General features: G+C 40.8%; 12 protein-coding genes. 8 read left to right on the forward strand and 4 right to left on the reverse strand.

Annotation, left to right across the window (positions count from 1 at the left end):
• Window positions 1-42 precede the first annotated feature (42 nt).
• From QUE35_RS08265 to QUE35_RS08300, 8 genes are all read left to right on the forward strand, one after another.
• Window positions 43-1,893 (forward strand): 4-hydroxy-3-methylbut-2-en-1-yl diphosphate synthase, encoded by a 1,851-nt coding sequence (locus tag QUE35_RS08265; protein ID WP_022602951.1) that lies wholly within the window; start codon window positions 43-45, stop codon window positions 1,891-1,893.
• 217 nt (window positions 1,894-2,110) lie between these two features.
• Complete coding sequence (locus QUE35_RS08270; RefSeq protein ID WP_009318163.1) at window positions 2,111-3,478, forward strand: MATE family efflux transporter; 1,368 nt, start codon at window positions 2,111-2,113, stop codon at window positions 3,476-3,478.
• Between the two features lie 409 nt (window positions 3,479-3,887).
• Window positions 3,888-5,459: a tetratricopeptide repeat protein gene (locus tag QUE35_RS08275; protein WP_022602947.1), complete on the forward strand. Its 1,572-nt coding sequence runs from the start codon at window positions 3,888-3,890 to the stop codon at window positions 5,457-5,459.
• Between the two features lie 37 nt (window positions 5,460-5,496).
• Window positions 5,497-11,964 (forward strand): RHS repeat-associated core domain-containing protein, encoded by a 6,468-nt coding sequence (locus tag QUE35_RS08280; RefSeq protein ID WP_022602945.1) that lies wholly within the window; start codon window positions 5,497-5,499, stop codon window positions 11,962-11,964.
• Window positions 11,965-12,143: 179 nt separating this feature from the next.
• Window positions 12,144-12,722 carry a hypothetical protein gene (locus tag QUE35_RS08285; RefSeq protein ID WP_022602944.1) on the forward strand — a complete coding sequence of 193 codons (579 nt, stop codon included), beginning with the start codon at window positions 12,144-12,146 and terminating at the stop codon, window positions 12,720-12,722.
• A gap of 341 nt (window positions 12,723-13,063) precedes the next feature.
• Window positions 13,064-13,642, forward strand: coding sequence for a hypothetical protein (locus tag QUE35_RS08290; protein ID WP_286260582.1), 579 nt, complete (start codon window positions 13,064-13,066; stop codon window positions 13,640-13,642).
• Between the two features lie 472 nt (window positions 13,643-14,114).
• The gene (locus QUE35_RS08295; RefSeq protein ID WP_022602942.1) at window positions 14,115-14,693 is read left to right on the forward strand and encodes a hypothetical protein; all 579 of its coding nucleotides are present in this window, start codon (window positions 14,115-14,117) and stop codon (window positions 14,691-14,693) included.
• A gap of 222 nt (window positions 14,694-14,915) precedes the next feature.
• Window positions 14,916-15,347, forward strand: a complete 432-nt coding sequence (locus QUE35_RS08300) for a T9SS type A sorting domain-containing protein (RefSeq protein ID WP_169721146.1) — start codon at window positions 14,916-14,918, stop codon at window positions 15,345-15,347.
• A 93-nt stretch (window positions 15,348-15,440) separates the two neighbouring features.
• Here the strand turns inward: QUE35_RS08300 and QUE35_RS08305 are convergent, their stop codons facing one another.
• The 4 genes from QUE35_RS08305 to porM all read right to left on the reverse strand — a co-directional run bounded on the left by QUE35_RS08305 (window position 15,441) and on the right by porM (window position 19,564).
• Window positions 15,441-16,109: a thiamine diphosphokinase gene (locus QUE35_RS08305; protein ID WP_044261922.1), complete on the reverse strand. Its 669-nt coding sequence runs from the start codon at window positions 16,107-16,109 to the stop codon at window positions 15,441-15,443.
• On the reverse strand, window positions 16,106-16,684 hold the full coding sequence (gene pnuC, locus QUE35_RS08310; protein WP_022602939.1) for a nicotinamide riboside transporter PnuC: 579 nt from the start codon (window positions 16,682-16,684) through the stop codon (window positions 16,106-16,108). The genes QUE35_RS08305 and pnuC overlap by 4 nt, the downstream gene beginning before the upstream one ends.
• A 163-nt stretch (window positions 16,685-16,847) precedes the next feature.
• On the reverse strand, window positions 16,848-17,969 hold the full coding sequence (gene porN / locus QUE35_RS08315; protein WP_022602937.1) for a type IX secretion system ring subunit PorN/GldN: 1,122 nt from the start codon (window positions 17,967-17,969) through the stop codon (window positions 16,848-16,850).
• A 29-nt stretch (window positions 17,970-17,998) separates the two neighbouring features.
• The gene (gene porM, locus QUE35_RS08320; protein ID WP_022390304.1) at window positions 17,999-19,564 is read right to left on the reverse strand and encodes a type IX secretion system motor protein PorM/GldM; all 1,566 of its coding nucleotides are present in this window, start codon (window positions 19,562-19,564) and stop codon (window positions 17,999-18,001) included.
• Between the last annotated feature and the right edge of the window lie 12 nt (window positions 19,565-19,576).

Raw genomic sequence — 19,576 nt, forward strand, 5'->3', positions numbered from 1 at the left:
TCCTGTCCGGATTTTTTCCGCTCTTTATAATCTCTTACCCGTATGGACTACTTCAATTATCATCGTCGGAAAAGCTCTGTTACCCGAATAGGCAATACACCGTTAGGCGGGGAGAATCCAGTTCGCATACAATCCATGACCAATACTCGCACACAAGAAACTTTACCTTGTGTAGAGCAAAGTATTCGCATCATCGATGCAGGAGCAGATTATGTCAGACTGACAGCTCAAGGGACAAAAGAAGCAGAAAATCTTGCAAACATAGAGAAAGAGCTGCACAAACGAGGATACCATACTCCGCTGATTGCCGACATACACTTCAATCCGAACGTTGCAGACACTGCCGCACGAATCGTTGAGAAAGTCCGTATCAACCCGGGAAACTTCGTTGACAGTGCCAGGACATTCGTTCACCTCGAATATACCGATGAAGAATATGCAGAAGAAATAAAAAAATTACGTGCCCGTTTTATTCAATTCCTCGATATATGCAAAGAACACCATACGGCCGTGCGTATAGGTGTAAACCACGGATCGTTATCTGATCGCATCATGAGTCGATATGGAGACACCCCGGCCGGCATCGTAGAATCATGTATGGAATTTTTACGAGTATGCAAAGAAGAAAATTTCAATGACGTCGTGCTATCGATCAAAGCATCGAATACCGGAATTATGATAAAATCCGTACGATTGTTGATTGCAAAAATGGAACAGGAAGGCATGAACTACCCTTTACATCTCGGAGTAACGGAAGCCGGTGACGGAGAAGACGGACGAATAAAATCTGCCGTAGGTATAGGGACACTTCTCGCCGACGGAATCGGAGACACGATACGGGTTTCTCTTAGCGAAGCTCCCGAAGCGGAAATTCCGGTAGCTCGCAAACTCGTCGATTATATTACCAACAGAGAAGGTCATACCCCGATTAAAGGGAAAACATACCCACACTTCGACTTTCTCCGCATGGAAAGAAGAAAAAGTAAAATCATCGGAAATATCGGAGGCAACAATGTTCCCGTTACCATAGCCAATGCACTTGAAAAAAATGTCGACATAATAGGCATAATCGGAGAACAATATCCCGACTATTGGTATATAGGCAATAATGACCCGAACAAATACCCGAACACTGCCGCACGGATCGTCGATGCAGATGTTTATGTCCCTCAGCCGAACGTATATCCGCTATTTACAACAAAATCCGCCGGGCTTATCCCTTCAATAAAAGCGAAAACAAAATTCTTACTATTTTCCTATCCCCAACTCAACGAAACGCTATGGAAAACTTTAAAAGAAAATGACGACATCGTGGTGATTCTAACCTCCGGCCACAAAAACCCGGTCGGGGAGCAAAGAGCCTTTTTCCATGAATTATTATGTCGAGGTTTAGATACTCCGGTAATTCTTCAACACAACTATACAGAAAACGATAATGAAGATCTGCAGATCAAAGCAGGAGCCGATTTCGGGGCTTTATTATCCGATGGATTCGGAGACGGGGTCTGGCTGCAAAATCAGGGAAATATCTCGACAGAGGCCGAGATATGCTGCATGTACGGAATCCTTCAGGCAGTAAGACAACGTATCAGCAAAACCGAATACATCTCCTGTCCCGGATGCGGACGGACGTTGTTCGACCTGCAAAAAACAATCGCCAAAGTAAAAGCTGCCACTTCTCACTTAAAAGGCCTGAAAATAGGAATTATGGGATGTATCGTAAACGGTCCGGGAGAAATGGCGGATGCTGACTACGGATATGTAGGAGCAGGCCGTGACCGAATCAGCCTGTACAAAAATAAAGTATGCATTGAAAAAAATATCCCTGAAGAACAAGCCGTAGAAAAATTGATAGAATTAATAAAAATAAACGGAGATTGGAAAGACAAATAGAATCAAGAGCCTGTTTAAATTTTACTCGGGTCAGTTTTGAGAATTTCTTCCGAGTATGTTTTTCTGTTTTTACGAGGAGGATAGCGGGCTATCTGACGAGGGAAAACAGGAAAAAAGACCGGAAGAGAACGCAAAAATGACCTGATAGTATTTTTTTTGGAAAATTTAAACAGGCTCTAAGTAGCAAGGCAGGAAATATTCGACTCTACATTATATTATGACACAAAGTACTCCGCCCAGCAATAAACTCGAAACCGAACCGGTCGGGAAATTACTATGGCAATATGCTGTCCCGGCTATTGTCGGTACTATGGTTATGTCTCTTTACACCATTATAGACCGTATTTTCATCGGTCAAGGAGTAGGTCCGGACGCTATTTCGGGACTGGCTCTAACATTTCCGATCATGAATCTTACGGCAGCCGTCGGAATGCTGGTCGGAGCAGGAGCATCCGCCCGCATATCGATTGTACTGGGACAAAAAGATCCGGTACGGGCAGAAAAAATATTGGGGAACAGCCTTGTGCTCACACTCGCTTTAGCAGCCTGTTATATTCTGTTTTTCATTTTTTTTATGGACGATATACTGAGGCAATTCGGAGGAAGCGATAAAACAATTCCCTACGCACGGGAATTTTTGTTCTATCTGTTACCCGGCATGGCTCTTACCAATTTATGTTACAGTTTCAACAATATGATGCGAGCATCGGGATATCCCCAAAAAGCAATGATTACGATGTTGATCGGGGCTGTTATGAATGTTATTCTCGATCCGATTTTCATATTTTGGTTCAAAATGGGAATCAAGGGCGCAGCCATCGCCACGGTTATTTCTATGGCCGTATCCACAGCATTCGTCATGTACCACTTTATCGGGAAAGAAAGTTCGATTCGTTTCCACAAACATTCATTCCGGTTACAAGGACAGATCATACGCAATATCGTATCTATCGGTATGTCTCCGTTCCTAATCAATCTCACGGCAAGCGCTGTCGCCATTTTTATGAACACTTCACTACAAAAATACGGAGGAGATACGGCAATCGGGGCATTCGGCATTATCAATAGTTACGGTATGTTGATTGTCATGCTCATCATCGGCCTGTGCCAAGGCATGCAACCCATCGTAGGATTCAATTTCGGAGCAGGGAATCTGCAAAGGATGCAAAAAGCTCTGACCTTAACGGCAACAGTCGCCACAATCATTACCTCTTTAGGATTTATCGGCTCGACCTTTTTCCCGCATTACCTTGCAAGAGCATTCACCACCGACACACACCTTATCGACGTTTCTTCGGTCGGGCTAAGAATTACCATGATGATGTTTCCCATTGTCGGTGCACAAATTGTCATTACAAATTTTTTCCAATCAATAGGGAAAGCGTCCATATCGATATTTTTAAGTCTTTCCCGGCAAGTATTATTCTTGATTCCGGCAATCTTGTTATTACCCAGAATATGGGGTCTCGACGGTGTATGGTCTGCATCTCCCACCGCTGACGGAATAGCTACTTTAATAACCGTATGGGTACTCTTTATGCAACGAAAACTATTTAAACCGAATACAAAAATCGGAAATCAATAAAAATGCAGAAAACTAAGAACCCGTTTAGAACCTGTCTGAATTTTGCTTAGGTAAAGTTCGAGAGAAACACACACGAATAGTCAGTTCCACTCTGGAGAAGGGAAGCGTGCCGATACCACCAATATCATTATAGATTCGGAAGAAAATACAAAGATGAGCTGATAGTATCTTTTAGAGAAAAATCAGGCCGATTCTTAAATAAATTGCATTTTTTAATCAAAAACATTGTTTATAATAAAATTATACATATATTTGCATTAATAGGATTCCATAGCTTAAATTATATAAAAGCGACAGGCTCTGTCCCGGGGGTTGGAAGTTAAAATCTTCCTGGAATCCTTTTTTTAATGAAAGCAACTATTTTAAGTGGTTATTTCAATTTATATTATAACCAAGAGAATCCGATACCATGAAAAAAACAAAAAGAAGAGATTTTCTTAAACAATTCTTCTGGGGTAGCGCACTATTATATGTAAACCCCATAACGTTTTCTACATCAGGAAAAGCTATAACCGACAAGGCGAACAATCTACCGACCGATGAAATTACAAGGAAACAAGCTCTTACATATTTTTATAAAAAAGAATACAAAAACGCAGAAAATCTATTCAATAAATTAATCTCAGTCCATCCCGATAAAATAAGCTATTATGACGGTTTAAGAAAAGTATTGGGAGCTCAAAACAGAATATCGGATATTTGTGTTCTTTATGCTGAGGGTTTAAAAAAGAATCAGGACAATCCTGTATTCTACGATCGTTATGCACGGGCTTTAACCGCACTATCCGGAGGAAATAAAATTCAAAGGTCCAAATATGAACAAGAGACAGGCATCGACCCGGTCGATTACTCTTTAAAACTATATATAGAAGCCATCTCCAAATTCCCTGACAAACAATATTTGAAAACAGGATTATTGGACATTCAAAAGAAAATCGGAATATATACATCTTCCCGCTCTCGAGTTCCCATTCACCAGCCGGATACCGCAATTTTATCGAAAATTCCGGAACTTACATCGGAAATAAAAGAATCATGGGAACATAGCAGAACTTCGATAAAAAAGAATTCTCCTATCAATAAAGCCCGTCATATCGGAAAAACGGCCACTACTCCACCGAAAAAAAGAAGAGCAATGTTTTTCCCTGAAGAAGAACAACTTAGGGCAAAACAAATAACAGCCCATCTACAATGGGTAACAACGATAACATTATCAAACCTCCTCCAAAATCCTGTTTACAAAACTGTATATACCTATATTTCGACCTTATCTCCGAACTTAATAACAGATTCCTTGTTCGGAGAGATAAAAAAATACGCCAAACAATACAAATTACAAAAATTCCTCATCGAACTGACCAAAAACAGATACAACCGATCAAAAACTTTCTGGAGAACCATATCTTATGCAGACTCACTAAAACAAAATAAAGATACGGCATCCCAAGCATTTGTCTTATACCAAGAAGCCGAGAAAAAAAACAAAGCACTCCAACCTAAAAAAATAGGTGCGTTATATGGAGGTAAAGCCACTTGCCTTATACAAGAAAAGAAATACAGCAGTGCACGTGAAATATTGTTGCAAGGGATCGAACTGCTGAACGGGATAGGCGGTATCGCTCGAGGACTCTCCATTCATTATGCCAAGACATATATATCTGAAGAGAACTATGAAGCAGCTGAAAATATTTTGAACTTAATACTGACAAAATGCCTAAAACATCGGCCGGATACCGAAGAATTCCCCGATGACCCGATCATCAAGTACATCTATCCCGATCCTTTTATAAATGAAGAAATATCATTCTACCATCGGTTGGACGATAAACAGCCGGTGCATACACAAGAAATACTTTCCGTTTATTATGCATTGGCCCGTCTTTATATAAAGAAAAATGATTCTGCCGGATACTCGAGAATCAAAAACAAGATAATCGCTCTGTCTCCTCAAGATCGATTTGTCAATAATAACCACATCTGATCGGCCGATATTTCGACAACCTTAATCTTCGATTATCATGAACCTCAACATATCAAAAATATTAGCATGCCTGTTACTGTCAATCTGGACATTTTGTTCGACAGCCCAGAACATAAAAATATCAGAAGTATTCTACGACACTCCTTATGAAGAAGATGATAACGACAGCATCAATGTAAGCCATAACGGAGAATTTATAGAGATCTGTAACCTCGAACCCTATGATGTAGATCTGTCAGGGTGGGGTATTCTCTCTAAATACAGATATGCACGACAATTTTCTTTCCAATTTCCAAAAGGCTCTATTCTCAAATCAGGAGAAACAGCCATTATATGCTACAAAGACTCCACAAAAGACCGAACATTTAAGCTTTCCGATCTATTTCCCAATATAAGTGCAGAGCAAGAATCCCAAATATTCTATCACGACAAATTCATACTCGCCAACAAAAGAGGCAGTGTCTATCTTAAGAATTCTCTTTTTTCTCTGGTTGACGAAGTCCATTATTTAGGAAATGCAAAGAGTTGGGACAAAAAATTCACTCCCTATCGTAATGTATCCCAAGTTCAAGCCAATAACGGGTACAGCAGAGATTATCTGAAATCTATACAACTAAACCATAATTATTACGCCGACTCCCCTACTCCGTTTTATGCCGACCATAAAGCCATTCAAGCCGGAATATGGGGACACGAATTGCCGGAAAGCGGAGAAGATTACTTTACGCCCCTACCTGTCGAAGGAAAAGAGACGACAGGTATTCCACTCAATTATCAAGTATCGCCATCGGGCATAATGGAATATAATATTCCCATATCGACAACTCCCGGGAGAAATGGCTTCCAACCCGACCTATCGTTCAACTACCAAAGCATATACCGTTATAATAATATGGGTACAGGGTGGTCTATCGGAGGCCTGTCCTCTATTGCCAGAACAAACAAATGCATTTATTATGACGGAGAAAACAGAGCTATTTCGAGAGGAAAAGACTGTTCTTTCTCTTTAGACGGAATACGGCTGATAAAAACAGAAGAAAACGAAAACGAAATCTATTTCCGCACCGTCTCCGGTAATATCAGAGTAACCGGATACGTGAGCAACGGAGATATAGAACGTTTCAAGGTCTTCTTTCCGGACGGAATAATCGGAGACTACGAAACGCCCAACGGACCGGAAAGCCGGATAGAATATCCGATCGTTCGAAAAACAAGTATCAGGGGAGACATCATGGATTTCGAATACATCACATTCGGCAACATGTTATTCATTTCAAAAATATCATACGGAAAAAATAAAGATCTCGATCATTTCGCATCCATTCAATTCGACTATATCAACGGAGAATCACGATTCGATTTCAAAATGGGGAGCAAGTTTACGCTCGGAAAAAAACTGACCAAGGTAACTTCCCGTTTCAAAAACCACATCCGTGCCGAATACAAACTGGAATATGGCAATGACCGGAAACTGACATCCATTCATAACACGATCGACGGAAAAGAGCTCATCCCTATCCGTTTCAGATATGAGTACAATAATAATACAAATACACTGGAACAACGAAATATAGGGTCTTCTCATAACGATCCTTCCGCAGAAATCATAAGCGGGCATTTCTTGAAAAATTCCATGACAGAAGGGTTTCTTGTCTATTCCAAACCTCACGGACAAATATTTGTCTTTACCCACGGTGATACTCGGGAAATAAAAAAAATAGAAATACCGGGAAACAGCCACAGTAAAGTAGAACAAATATTGACCGGAGATGTTAATGGCGACGGCACAGACGAAGTCATCCTCATACGCTCCTATAACAAATCAAAAAAAGACATATATGTAATCCATATTTACGACCTGTTCACAATGCAAGGAGACAAAGTGTTAGAAGCTTTCAGTTATAAGAGAGACCCGATACAGAAAAAACCTGTTTTCTTACCAGGAGACTTTAACGGTGACGGAAAAACAGAAATAATCGAACGGGTAATCGACGCTTCTACGGGATATTACAATATGTATGCCCATACCGGATCGGGATATCAAGTCGCTACCGGAAATTATCCGATCAACGAGTCCTTTACCGGACAACGATTTTATACCGCCGACCTCGACGGTGACGGTAAGCACGAGATTATCATATCCGGAGACAATTTCACATCGGTTTGCAATTATATAAAGGGTAATGACGGAAAATTTTATTTCACCGAGCGTACCCGCACCTCAAGGTCATTAGGTGACGGATGTTCTTTTAGCGACTATAACGGTGATGGATGTGCCGACTTGCAACGAGCCGCATACACTCAAAGAAGATATAAGATATTTTGCAAAAAGCATAATACTTTTTTAGGTGAAACATTTACGCCCACCGATACCTCCATCCATGAATCCTGTTCGCAATGCCGATATGAAGGTATATCCGCAGGTACTTATATAACGGAAGACTTCCTCACCCGATTACCGGGAATTGCTTATCTTGCCGGAGATTTGTACACAGACGACAGCGCCGGCTCGCCCGTAATGAGCGTCAGCGGAAAAACATTTAATTCCCCGACCGAAGACATTCACCTTTTCTATTCGGTAGATATCGACTGCGACAATACCGCCGAAGTAATACATTGTTGCTATAAAGGCGGAATATTATATATCGAAGACAATAAACAAATCAACGTCTCCCCGAATTTCAGGATAACGACATTCAGCAACGGGCTGTACATTCTCGACGATTACCGCGTATTCAAATATACTCGCAAAAAAAACTTATCTCGGGAATCTCTTATTACAACAGTAATCGACAGTTACGGAAGAATCCTAAAAACCCGATATAAAAGCCTGTCCGAGATTTCGAGTACTACCGGATACAAAGAATATCCGCACCCCTTCACGGCATACCTTACTCACCAATACCTTCCGGTCGGACATGCAATAATGACATCCGACGAAAAGATTCATTCATCATTTGAGTATCAATACGGACATGGAGTTTTTCATAAAGAAGGATTGGGATTCCTCGGATTCAGTTCATTCCGTGCAATCGATTTGCTAAGGGGCGATGAAGAAATTCAGGACAACGACATATCCGACTATATAAATGCGCTTTCTCAAGGAAGATATCCGGTCGAGACTCAAAATCGATCGTCCTTCATTTCCAATGAGCCCCAACACCAGAATATAGACCAGGCTTCCGTTTTTGTAATCGATGCAGATAAGACAATAAAGCCCGTATCTTCTACAAAAAAAATCTTCGACCGCATTACACGTATAACGGAAACACAGGAATTACTGAATTATAACGAAAACGAAGCTCCGGAGCTGAAACGTGTCACACGACAGACCTCCACAAACGAAAGTATCGTCAGCGAAACGGAAATCGAATACTCGAACCTTACGAAAGACGAATTCACCGCCTATAATCTACCTCGGGAACAAACGACAATACTTACCAGAATCTCAGAAAAAGATATAACAGTTACCGAGTATAAATACAGTCCGGAAGGAAATGTCATCAAAGAATCCGTAACCCGAAACGGAGAACAAGAAAGATTGACCGAAACCGCCTATGATGCCTACTCGAACAAAATCTCCGAAGAGACCCGGCATTTCACCGGATCAGCGAAAAAGACAGTATATTCCTATTCCGATGCCGACCGGCTGTTGGCCGACCGGATAACAAAAACAATCGAAGACGGGACTGTTTACGACTCCGAGTCTTATGAATACGACCGGGAAAAACTTTTTTTGCTGAGCATGACGGATAATCTCGGGAAAAAGACCGTTTACCTGAATCATGACCTTTCCGGAGAACCTACCCTTGTCCTGCGTCCGGACAGTACCCGCACCGAAATATCCCGAATGTGGGTAGAGATAAACGGAGAGAATTTTATCAGGGAAACCGTCAGGGAGACCAACCTCCCCGCACAAACCTCTTACACCGATATTTTCGGAAATACGGTACGCGTCGAAAAAGAGGGAATAGAAAAAAGCGACACGATCATCACGCAATACAGGTATGATGACATCGGACGATTACGGCACGAATCGACACCATACCGCAAGAATGATGAGATAAACTGGACTCAATACATATATGACCGTGCCGACCGGATAACCCGTATCATATATCCCGATCTGACGACAAAAACCATATCTTATCAAGGGAATATCACCCGAAGTACAGGAGGAGGAATAACCACCTCGCACACGACAGACCTGAACGGCGAAACAATGATAAGCGGTTTAAACGGGATCACGGTCCGTCACTTTTACAGGCCCGACGGACAACCCCGCATAAATAGAGCGATTCCCGGAGGAACGGTACAATACGAATATAATGCCTTAGGACGGAGAACAAAACTTACCGATGCTTCGGCCGGTGAAACCCTCTGGGAATATAATCGGGAAGGACAGTTATATAAAAAAACGAGAAACGGGAAATCGATTCTCTACCAATACGATTCGTTCGGACTGCTCTCCGAGATACAGACACCCGAGTTTTCGATCTCCTGTTCATATCACCCGAAATCATTCCAACCGCTTTCGATCATATCCTCTACAGGCGATAAAAAAACATTCGTTTATGATGACCTGCAGAGACCTGTCGAAACCAAATGGGAACAAGACGGTCTGTTTTACCGAGAAAAATTCTCATACGGAAAAGACGGACTGATTCTATCCAAAGAACTTTCCGATAACCGGGGAATTATCGGCACTTTACTATACGAATACAGCGATAACTCTACCTTGACCGATATCCGGTTCTCTCTTCCTAACGGCAAAACCGAAGACCTATGGTCGCTCCATAAATGCAATGCGGCAGAACAAGCCGAACGATACAGTACCGGATACTATATCCACCGGCAGGAATACGACTGCATGGGAAGACCGGTATTGGTAGAAACTACCAATGGAAAAAAAATAGTGAGGAGGGACAGCTACAAATACGATTCCTATACCGGACAGTTGATCGAAAAAAACATCCGAATACCCGAAACTTTCGAATACGATGGCTTTAATCAACTGCAAAGAGCCACACTTTCAGGAAAAACAAAAGAATACCGATATGACAAGTTCGGCAACATAATATTCAAACCGGAAACAGGGAACATGTCTTATAACGGGGCAAATCCCTATGCCATCACCGAAGCAGAAAACCCAGAAGGTTTGATTCCCGAACAGCAACTGTCGGTGTCGTACACCTCCTTCGACCGGCCCGACACACTGTCGATGGGAAATAAGCGACTGATATTCCGGTACGGGCCGGACTGCTTCCGATCCTCGTCAAGACTGTATATAGATGACGTACTGACCGAAGAGAACAAATATCTTGCCGAAGGCATCTATCAAAAACATGTACGCACCGATACCGGAAACGAGAAAATCTATGTATATTTGGACGGAACGCCCTATACCGCAACGAATGTGCTGGAGATCGATCTGGCGAACAGAGGTTCTTACCAGATATTCCGGCTGTTTCGAGACCATCTCGGCAGCATAATACAAGCTCGTGGGAACACAGCAATAGGCACATATTATTATGACCCGTGGGGGAAATTGCGCGATTCAGAGTTCGGAGACATTTCTCCTGCAGGAGGAGAAGCCCCGCTTCTGTTCGGACGGGGATTTTCCGGACATGAGCATATCCGCGAGTTCGGGCTTATCAACATGAACGCTCGGCTCTATGATCCGCTTACCGGACGTTTTTTCTCTCCCGACCCGTATATATCCGATCCGGACAATCCGTTGGCATACAACCGATATGCCTATGCATTGAACAATCCCATACAATTCAACGATCCGTCGGGAGAATTTTTGGGAATAGCCATAGGCCTCAATATCGGTCTAATGATGGGTAAAGCCTATTGTGATGGCGTTAAAGCCAATCACGGCAAGTTGAATCCGTTTAAATGGGATTGGAAAAGAACGAACATTACCGTAAGTGCGGGGTATAATACCTCGGGAAAAATATCCGGCGATATCGGCATGGGATTCAACGGCAACTATATGATAAATGCCGGTTGGGATAACGGTGTTTCTGTGGGATATACATTGAACGGTGAAAGCCGTATGGCTATCATTGCTCCAAAACCGGAACAATCAGAGCGTAATGAAAGATGGCTTCAAGAAATACGCTTCATGAAATCCGACATGGAAACAGCCGCCGTAGCATTGGTGATCCCACAGTCAGGATACGGGGCAATAGCAGGATTAGCGAAAAAACCGATTTTAGGATACGGGCTTGCGAGTATAGGAGTTGCCTATGGTGTTGTATCTGTTGCAGAAGAAATCATAGAACGCCAAACCCGTACCTACGTAACTTATGTTTTAAGTCGACCGGACGGAATGAAATATGTTGGAAGAGCCAGTGGAAACGGAGATCCTTATAAAGTAATGATGAACAGATATTATCATCATCAATATAGACGAAGTTTGGGTTATGGAAATCCCCAATTAGACTGTGCGGCATTTGGAACTGAAGGCAAACATGCTATACGAGGAAGAGAACAATAGTTAATCGATCATTACGGAGGAATAGGCTCTCCTTTTTTAGGAAATTCTATTCGAGCTGTTTCTAAATATAATCCCAATGGAAGATATTTTCATCGTCAATCAAACAAATATTTTGGACAATTAGCGCCTTATTCCGGATATTGAAAACAAAAACAATATACAACTAAAAATACAAAAAAATGAAAGAACTGACTTTATTAGAAAAAAAAGTAATCATTTTGTTGACTTATGAGATAAGCAATATATCTGATACAATTTCAAAAAACATTTTAACAGATATCATAAATAATATCAAACTAAAAAAATATACAAAAAGACAAATCGAGATGGTATGGCATGACTTCTTAGATGGGCACGAACTTGCCGATACAAGAATCGAAGACTCTGAAGACCTTCGAGAAATAGATCGGTTATTAATCGAAAATTTCGGAGAAGGAGAAGGGCTTGCTCCCGAAAAATGGAAAATGAACCGGAAAATACGGACAATCCTGAAACGGGGAATACGGGATGCCGAGGAAGCCCGTATGGTCGATGACTATATCTGCCAAACAACCGATGAAGATGAGATAAAAAGAGCCGAAACCGTACTTCAGGAATTCGAGGAAAAAATCAAGGCTCTGTTACAAAAAGACCATATCTCCTCGAAAAGCGAATATTCTTTTTTATCGAAATACAGAATAGAATTAAACGATGATACTCCGACCGCCCAAAAGATCGACTCCATGATCGAAGATTTCCGGAAGAAAAAGAACTGTTAATTATTTCATTTGCAAAATACCTTAAATGCACTGATATGAGGCACTTTTTCGAAACGGTTTTCTATTACTGTTACTTGAGTTATAAAAAAAATAACCCAAACCCGGAAATAATGGATCTTTCTGCATTATCAGCCGTTACCAGCTTGTTTTTTGTTATAGCAAGAAATTATCAAAAAGAAACCGAAGTTTTGTGACAATCCCGAGATAAATAAACGGATTACTTTGGGATATATTTGGGGAATTCTCATATTGGCCATACTGCTCATAAACACCTGGGGTGCTCTAAAAAACTAAACTAATAAAACATAGAGACTATTTAAATCTAAAAACATCATCCAAAAATGAAAGAACTGACTTTATTAGAAAAAAAATTAATTGTTTTATTAAAATATAAAATCAAATCTGCCTTTTTTTTAGAATCGAAAATAGAATTAGAGGCTATTATAGAAAAAATTAGGACAAGAAATCTCACAAACAGACAAATTGAGATGGCATGGCATGACTTTTTAGATGGATACGAACTTGCCAATACAAAAATCGAAGACTCTGAAGACCTTCGAGAAATAGATCGGTTATTAATCGAAAATTTCGGAGAAGGAGAAGGGCTTGCTCCCGAAAAATGGAAAATGAACCGGAAAATACGGACAATCCTGAAACGGGGAATACGGGATGCCGAGGAAGCCCGTATGGTCGATGACTATATCTGCCAAACAACCGATGAAGATGAGATAAAAAGAGCCGAAACCATACTTCAGGAATTCGAGGAAAAAATCAAGGCTCTGTTACAAAAAGACCATATCTCCTCGAAAAGCGAATATTCTTTTTTGTCGAAATACAGAATAGAATTAAACGATGATACTCCGACCGCCCAAAAGATCGACTCCATGATCGAAGATTTCCGGAAGAAAAAGAACTGTTAATTATTTCATTTGCAAAATACCTTAAATGCACTGATATGAGGCACTTTTTCGAAACGGTTTTCTATTACTGTTACTTGAGTTATAAAAAGCATGACGGATGTCCGGAAATGAGAGTCCTCTCTACATTAACGATTGCCCACGGATGGTTTATTTTTATAATGATACAAACTATATGTATATATTATGACATAAATTTAATAGACAACATTCCTCTTTTTTGTTTATCAGCATTCCCGTTTCCCTTATTATATTTCATATTTTACCGTATGCTATACGCAAAAGGCAAATACAAAGAGATTATCAAAAAGAAACCGAAGTTTTGTGACAATCCCCAAATAAATAAACGGATCACCTGGGGGTATGTCTTGGGAATTTCCATTTTGGCCATACTGCTCATAAACACCTGGGGTACTCTAAAAAAACTAAACTAAAAAACATAGAGACTATTTAAATCTAAAAACAACATTCAAAAATGAAAGAACTGACTTTATTAGAAAAAAAAGTAATCATTTTATTGACTTATGAGATAAGCAATATATCTGATACAATCTCAAAAAACAATTTAACGGATATCATAAATAATATCAAACTAAAAAAATATACAAAAAGACAAATCGAAATGACATGGCGTGAAACATTAGAAGATTACGAACTTGCCGATACAAGAATCGAGGACTCTGAAGACCTTCGAGAAATAGATCGATTATTAATCGAAAATTTCGGAGAAGGAGAAGGGCTTGCTCTCGAAAAATGGAAAATGAACCGGAAAATACGGACAATCCTGAAACGGGGAATACGGGATGCCGAGGAAGCTCGTATGGTCGATGACTATATCTGCCAAACAACCGATGAAGATGAGATAAAAAGGGCAGAAACCGTACTTCAGGAATTCGAGGAAAAAATCAAGGCTCTGTTACAAAAAGACCATATCTCCTCGAAAAGCGAATATTCTTTTTTATCGAAATACAGAATAGAATTAAACGATGATACTCCGGCCGCCCAAAAGATCGACTCCATGATCGAAGATTTCCGGAAAAAAAAGAACTGTTAGTGCCTGTCTAAATTTTACTCGGATCAGGTTTTTATTGGAAAATTCAGACAGGCTCTTAGATGCAACATGATAAAATTATAGAATCTTTTATCATGCAATATTTCTTTTAAAGAAAAACATCGATTCATAAACAGTATGGCTATTATGAAATATCTTATAAAGATGGATAAAGAACTTTTTTTACTAAACAAAACGATTTCAGCACAAAAACATATAATCAAAATGAAAAATAAAATCTTTTCGGTCTTATTTATACTCATTTTATCGGGAAACGGTTATGCCCAAACACCGATAAGATATGAGTACGACCGCATCGGGAATGTAATACTCCGGTATAAAATTTCGGTGCAAAATCTACAAAGGACGATACAAGAGAAAACATCCGGAACAAATCCTGAACCGATAGCCGGAAAAGCCATGAAAGTATATCCTAATCCGACCCGAGGAGTCGTAAAAATCGTATTTTCAGGCATGGGAGATGCAATCGACATACAAACTCGATTATACAACAGTAAAGGTTCTTTGTTAAAATCCGAAATCGGGAACAGCTCCGCACCGATTTCCATCGACATGTCTTCATATCCCCCAAACTGGTATATTCTCAAGGTAATTGCAGGAAAAGAAGCAAAAGAGTTCAAGATTATCAAAGAATAAGAGCCGGCCGTCTAAATTTTACTCGAGTACAGATTTGAAAGTTTCTTTCGGCAATATTTTTCCGTCAGAAAATTCAGACCGGCTTTAAACTCTTCATTTTACATCATAAGCTAAATATAGCAGATAATTACCTTTGCAAAAAATAGAAAAAGCGCTTCCTGAAGTTTCATTGAGTGTTCCTTCCCATAATCGGGAAAAATCCCTGACCGGATACACCAGTCCTTCGGAACGCATGTCACATGCTCCGAAATTGAAAACAGAAACTTGTTGTCCGGGACGAGAATCGAATGTATGGCTGTCGCATACCGGTATAAATACTCCATAATCGGTCACCATAGCCAAGTGTAAAAAACAGGGAAAATGCTCCATGAGTAAGCTGATATTCCCCAACGTATGGTCTTCTCTTTTCCCGGTAGCTCCTAAAATAACGACATTGCGAAAATTCTTTCCGAGCAAGAAACGAATCGCTTTAGTAAGATCGTTCGTCTCCTGATCGGCAACATAGAGTAACCGGTCTTTATAGAGCATCCGATTCTCGACAGACAAAGAATCTCCGTCTCCGATAATCATATTCGGAATATACCCGTGAGAGATAAATGTATTTGCAGCCCCATCACAGCAAACGATATACGGTGTTTCCCGTAATAAACGCAACGGATATTCATGTACCGGATATTCACCGTCAGCCAAAATAACGGCATCCGGTACAAAAGGAAGAAAATCAAGATTATTTTCAATCAGAGGAACATCATTTCTGCTCATTGCATCATCTTTTTCCATTTTAAATACCCAAAGATAGCGACTACGGCATAAAATCCATACAGGAATGCAGTAAAATAGAGGCCTTTATAAACATAAATTCCGCAACATGCTACATCGATAACAATCCAGACCAACCATTGTTCTACATATTTATGTGCAAGCATCCACAATGCAATCACGCTGAGCGCCGTAGTAAAACTATCCCACCAAGGAACATTGCTGTCGGTAAAGAAAAGCAATATATATCCTATTGCAACAAACAAAAAAATAAAGACGAATGTCGAGGGGAGATAATAATGCAAAGGCATACGGGAAACGGGCAATTCTCCGACAGGCTGTTTCCCTGCTCCATTCTCCGTTTTGTTCCCATACTTCCATATATACCACCCATAAAGGGCTGCAAGAAGATAATAGATATTTATGCCGAAATCGGCATACAGGCCGACTCGATAGTAAACAAAAATATAAATTGCCGGCATCACAATACTTGCCAGCCACAAATAAACACTCGCCCGATATTCTAACCACAGATAAAGCAATCCGACAAAAGTTCCGCAAATTTCCAGATAGTCCACTGAATCAACAATGATTTATAAAAAAACAAGCAAACATTAAGATGTTTGCTTAAAGCCCGCCTGAATTTTCCGACAAGAAAATAGTATCGAAAGAAATTTTCAAATCCGACTCGAACAAAATTCAAACAGGCCCTTGTTTTTTGAGGTTTTTATATTTCATTTTTTATCTCGTTCTTCGTACCGAACGTATCGGTGCAGATTTGGAAGATGACGAACGAGAAGATTTACTCTTTACAGATTTTGAACTTCCTGATTTTACAGACGAGCGGGATGTTGTCGTTCCTCGAGAAGAACGCACCGAACTTTTCACTTCTTTTTCCGTCGCATTTTGACCGGATGAAGCCGTTGTCGTTTTTTTATCCGTATCCTTAGAAGCTTGCTCTACCGGAGCGGGAGATTTCACCCAAAGGCTGTTTTCAAAATTTTGCAATTGTTTTTCGATACCGGCCCGTGCGCTGTCTTGTTTCTCCGCCGTATCATATAATTGCATCAACGACATGTTTCTCAAATTGGTCGTCTTATATATCTTGCCTTCGAACATTCTCATTTTAAAATAATCATCGTAAGTATAATTCTGTACATTGTTTTCATTGTTCGTCAAAATATACTGTTGTGCCATATAAGGCCGCAAATCGTCATATTTAATCCAAAACATAGGATAAGTCATGGCATCTCCTCCGAAATCACCGACACGATGCAGTATAGGACAAATCGCCTCGATTACGGAAGTCAGACCCGAATTACGTTGATCGAATATCCATTTTTCCCGAATATAGTAAGAAAGGACTTCATTAGAAGGCACATCGCTCTCATTCACGATATAGCGGGTACTCTTAGAGGTGCGTCCTTCTTTCTCTTCATACAGAATATGGAACTTGTCCAACAGATCTTTCAGATTCATCTTATATTGATCGGTAAATACCTCTCTTCCGTCCAGATATTCATACGCAACGATCTTATTTTCTGTCAGAAGCCTCATAATCAATCTAAAAAGATTTTCCTGATTTTCAGTCGGTTCTTCAGGATAGTACAAAGGCATATTTTCCTCCTCCTTCAGATCTAAAGAACGGTAAATAACCCGCATCCAAGGAATATCGGCGGGAGAGATCGCTTCTTTCTCATACAAAGACTTTGCCCGCACCGAAATAGAAGAAGACGAAGTATTGTTCGTGCTTCCCACCACACCCGTACGCACCGTACTGCTGTTATTATTCTGAGCCCGGAGCAATGGCATCGCCATAAAAAGACAAAGTACCGGAATAACTCCTTTTACTGCTATTTTCATACGCTCTATTCTATTTCTTAAATCTTTTATCAATTTACTATCACTTCTATCGGAGACAAGTCTCGTTCTATTCCATCAGGACCAACCGCTTTAACCCGGGAAATATAAAAACGTTTTCCTCTGGAGAGCCTGCGAAAAGCATCTTTTTGACGTTGTGAGAACGATGCCCCGTCAGAAACTTCGGGAATTACGTTCCCCATAGAATCGAAAAATACGGTTTCAAACTGTAAAACACGATAAGATACGTTCAACAAATCATCGTCTATTGCCGCCTGAATACCCGGTGCAGACAACAATATTCGCTTTGAGAAAGGTTTTCCTCCCTTATAACGCTGTTCATTACCTTTATCATCTTTGTATGCAATATAAGGCATAGGGTCGGGCAATTTCCGAACACGGAAAGTCGTCGTATTCACGACCTGAGAACGTCCCTCCATAGATGCGGTCACCGTAATCGTCACATCCTGTCCGACTTTTCCGGGACGTGCGATCCAACCATTTCCCGAACGAGTCAACGTCCCTCCCGACATAGTAGCCTGAACCGCTTGTGTCGGAATGCCCGGAACCGAAATACTGATCGGATTGTCGATACCGGCATAAAGAACATTCATCATCGTTGCCGATACTGTCGCCGTGGGGTCTATTACCGTATATGACGAAGTAAAATCATGACGAGTCAGAGTTCCGTCTCCGTGAGGAACTTCAAGATACCCGCTAAAGTCGAATACTCCGGTTTTCCCGCATACAAACTCGTATAGCCCGTTACGATCTTCGGGAAGTTTCTGTCCTCCGATATATATTGCCGGAGCTTGAGTCGTATCGATAGCCGCCAATACAATATTGGCAGAATATTTTCCTCCCCGCATTACCGTTTTAGAAGCCGGAATCACGTATGCGTTCAACTGATTCACCCGGACGTCTCCTTCGTCTATATTTTTCTGCAAAGCATGCAAGATTTCTCCTTCGGCATAACGCAAATCGCTTTGTATTTTACTCAACAATGTAACTGCTGCGATAACAGGCATATTCTCGAACATCACTTCTTCCCATTTTTTATGATTCCGTTCCGACTGCCCTGCAATACGAGGATACAGATAATCATAAATAATCTGTCGCCGAATCGTATCGGTAATCATCGGCGTGACAAAGTCACTGTATTGCTCCAATGCCGTTCTGAGTTTTTTACCCTCTCCCGTACGCGGAGAAAGCATAATATAAGAAGCGGCCTCCAGATCATCCTGATGTACAATATCATTGACATTGCCATCCTTTCCGTCTGCCTGACGCACAATACGCAATTTCAACTCATCGAGATATTTATAGAGAGACTCCGTACGGTTTTTCACTTCTGTCGCCTTACCATACCAAGCTCCGGACTTTTCGGGATTGGTCTGATTAAATGCCGAAAGTTCATTATACAGAGCCTGATTCTGTATCGTCGAATTCTGTGTCGTCCGCACCAATCCCTCATCTACTTGCTTAAACCCGTTCAGCACATCGGACGAGACGTTCAATGCCAGCATGGCTGTGAGGACGATATACATCAAGTTTATCATCTTCTGCCGGGGAGAGAGATTTGAATTAGGTGATGCCATAATCTATAATTT

It is taken from the genome of Coprobacter fastidiosus (assembly GCF_030296935.1).
GTDB classification, from domain to species: domain Bacteria; phylum Bacteroidota; class Bacteroidia; order Bacteroidales; family Coprobacteraceae; genus Coprobacter; species Coprobacter fastidiosus.

What these genes read in the sequence shown, in the direction of transcription:
- porM (WP_022390304.1), bottom strand. Translation starts at nt 19,564, where the DNA reads ATGGCATCACCTAATTCAAATCTCTCTCCCCGGCAGAAGATGATAAAC.
- QUE35_RS08300 (WP_169721146.1), top strand. Translation starts at nt 14,916, where the DNA reads ATGAAAAATAAAATCTTTTCGGTCTTATTTATACTCATTTTATCGGGA.
- QUE35_RS08280 (WP_022602945.1), top strand. Translation starts at nt 5,497, where the DNA reads ATGAACCTCAACATATCAAAAATATTAGCATGCCTGTTACTGTCAATC.
- QUE35_RS08275 (WP_022602947.1), top strand. Translation starts at nt 3,888, where the DNA reads ATGAAAAAAACAAAAAGAAGAGATTTTCTTAAACAATTCTTCTGGGGT.
- QUE35_RS08265 (WP_022602951.1), top strand. Translation starts at nt 43, where the DNA reads ATGGACTACTTCAATTATCATCGTCGGAAAAGCTCTGTTACCCGAATA.
- QUE35_RS08285 (WP_022602944.1), top strand. Translation starts at nt 12,144, where the DNA reads ATGAAAGAACTGACTTTATTAGAAAAAAAAGTAATCATTTTGTTGACT.
- QUE35_RS08295 (WP_022602942.1), top strand. Translation starts at nt 14,115, where the DNA reads ATGAAAGAACTGACTTTATTAGAAAAAAAAGTAATCATTTTATTGACT.
- QUE35_RS08305 (WP_044261922.1), bottom strand. Translation starts at nt 16,109, where the DNA reads ATGAGCAGAAATGATGTTCCTCTGATTGAAAATAATCTTGATTTTCTT.
- QUE35_RS08290 (WP_286260582.1), top strand. Translation starts at nt 13,064, where the DNA reads ATGAAAGAACTGACTTTATTAGAAAAAAAATTAATTGTTTTATTAAAA.
- QUE35_RS08270 (WP_009318163.1), top strand. Translation starts at nt 2,111, where the DNA reads ATGACACAAAGTACTCCGCCCAGCAATAAACTCGAAACCGAACCGGTC.
- porN (WP_022602937.1), bottom strand. Translation starts at nt 17,969, where the DNA reads ATGAAAATAGCAGTAAAAGGAGTTATTCCGGTACTTTGTCTTTTTATG.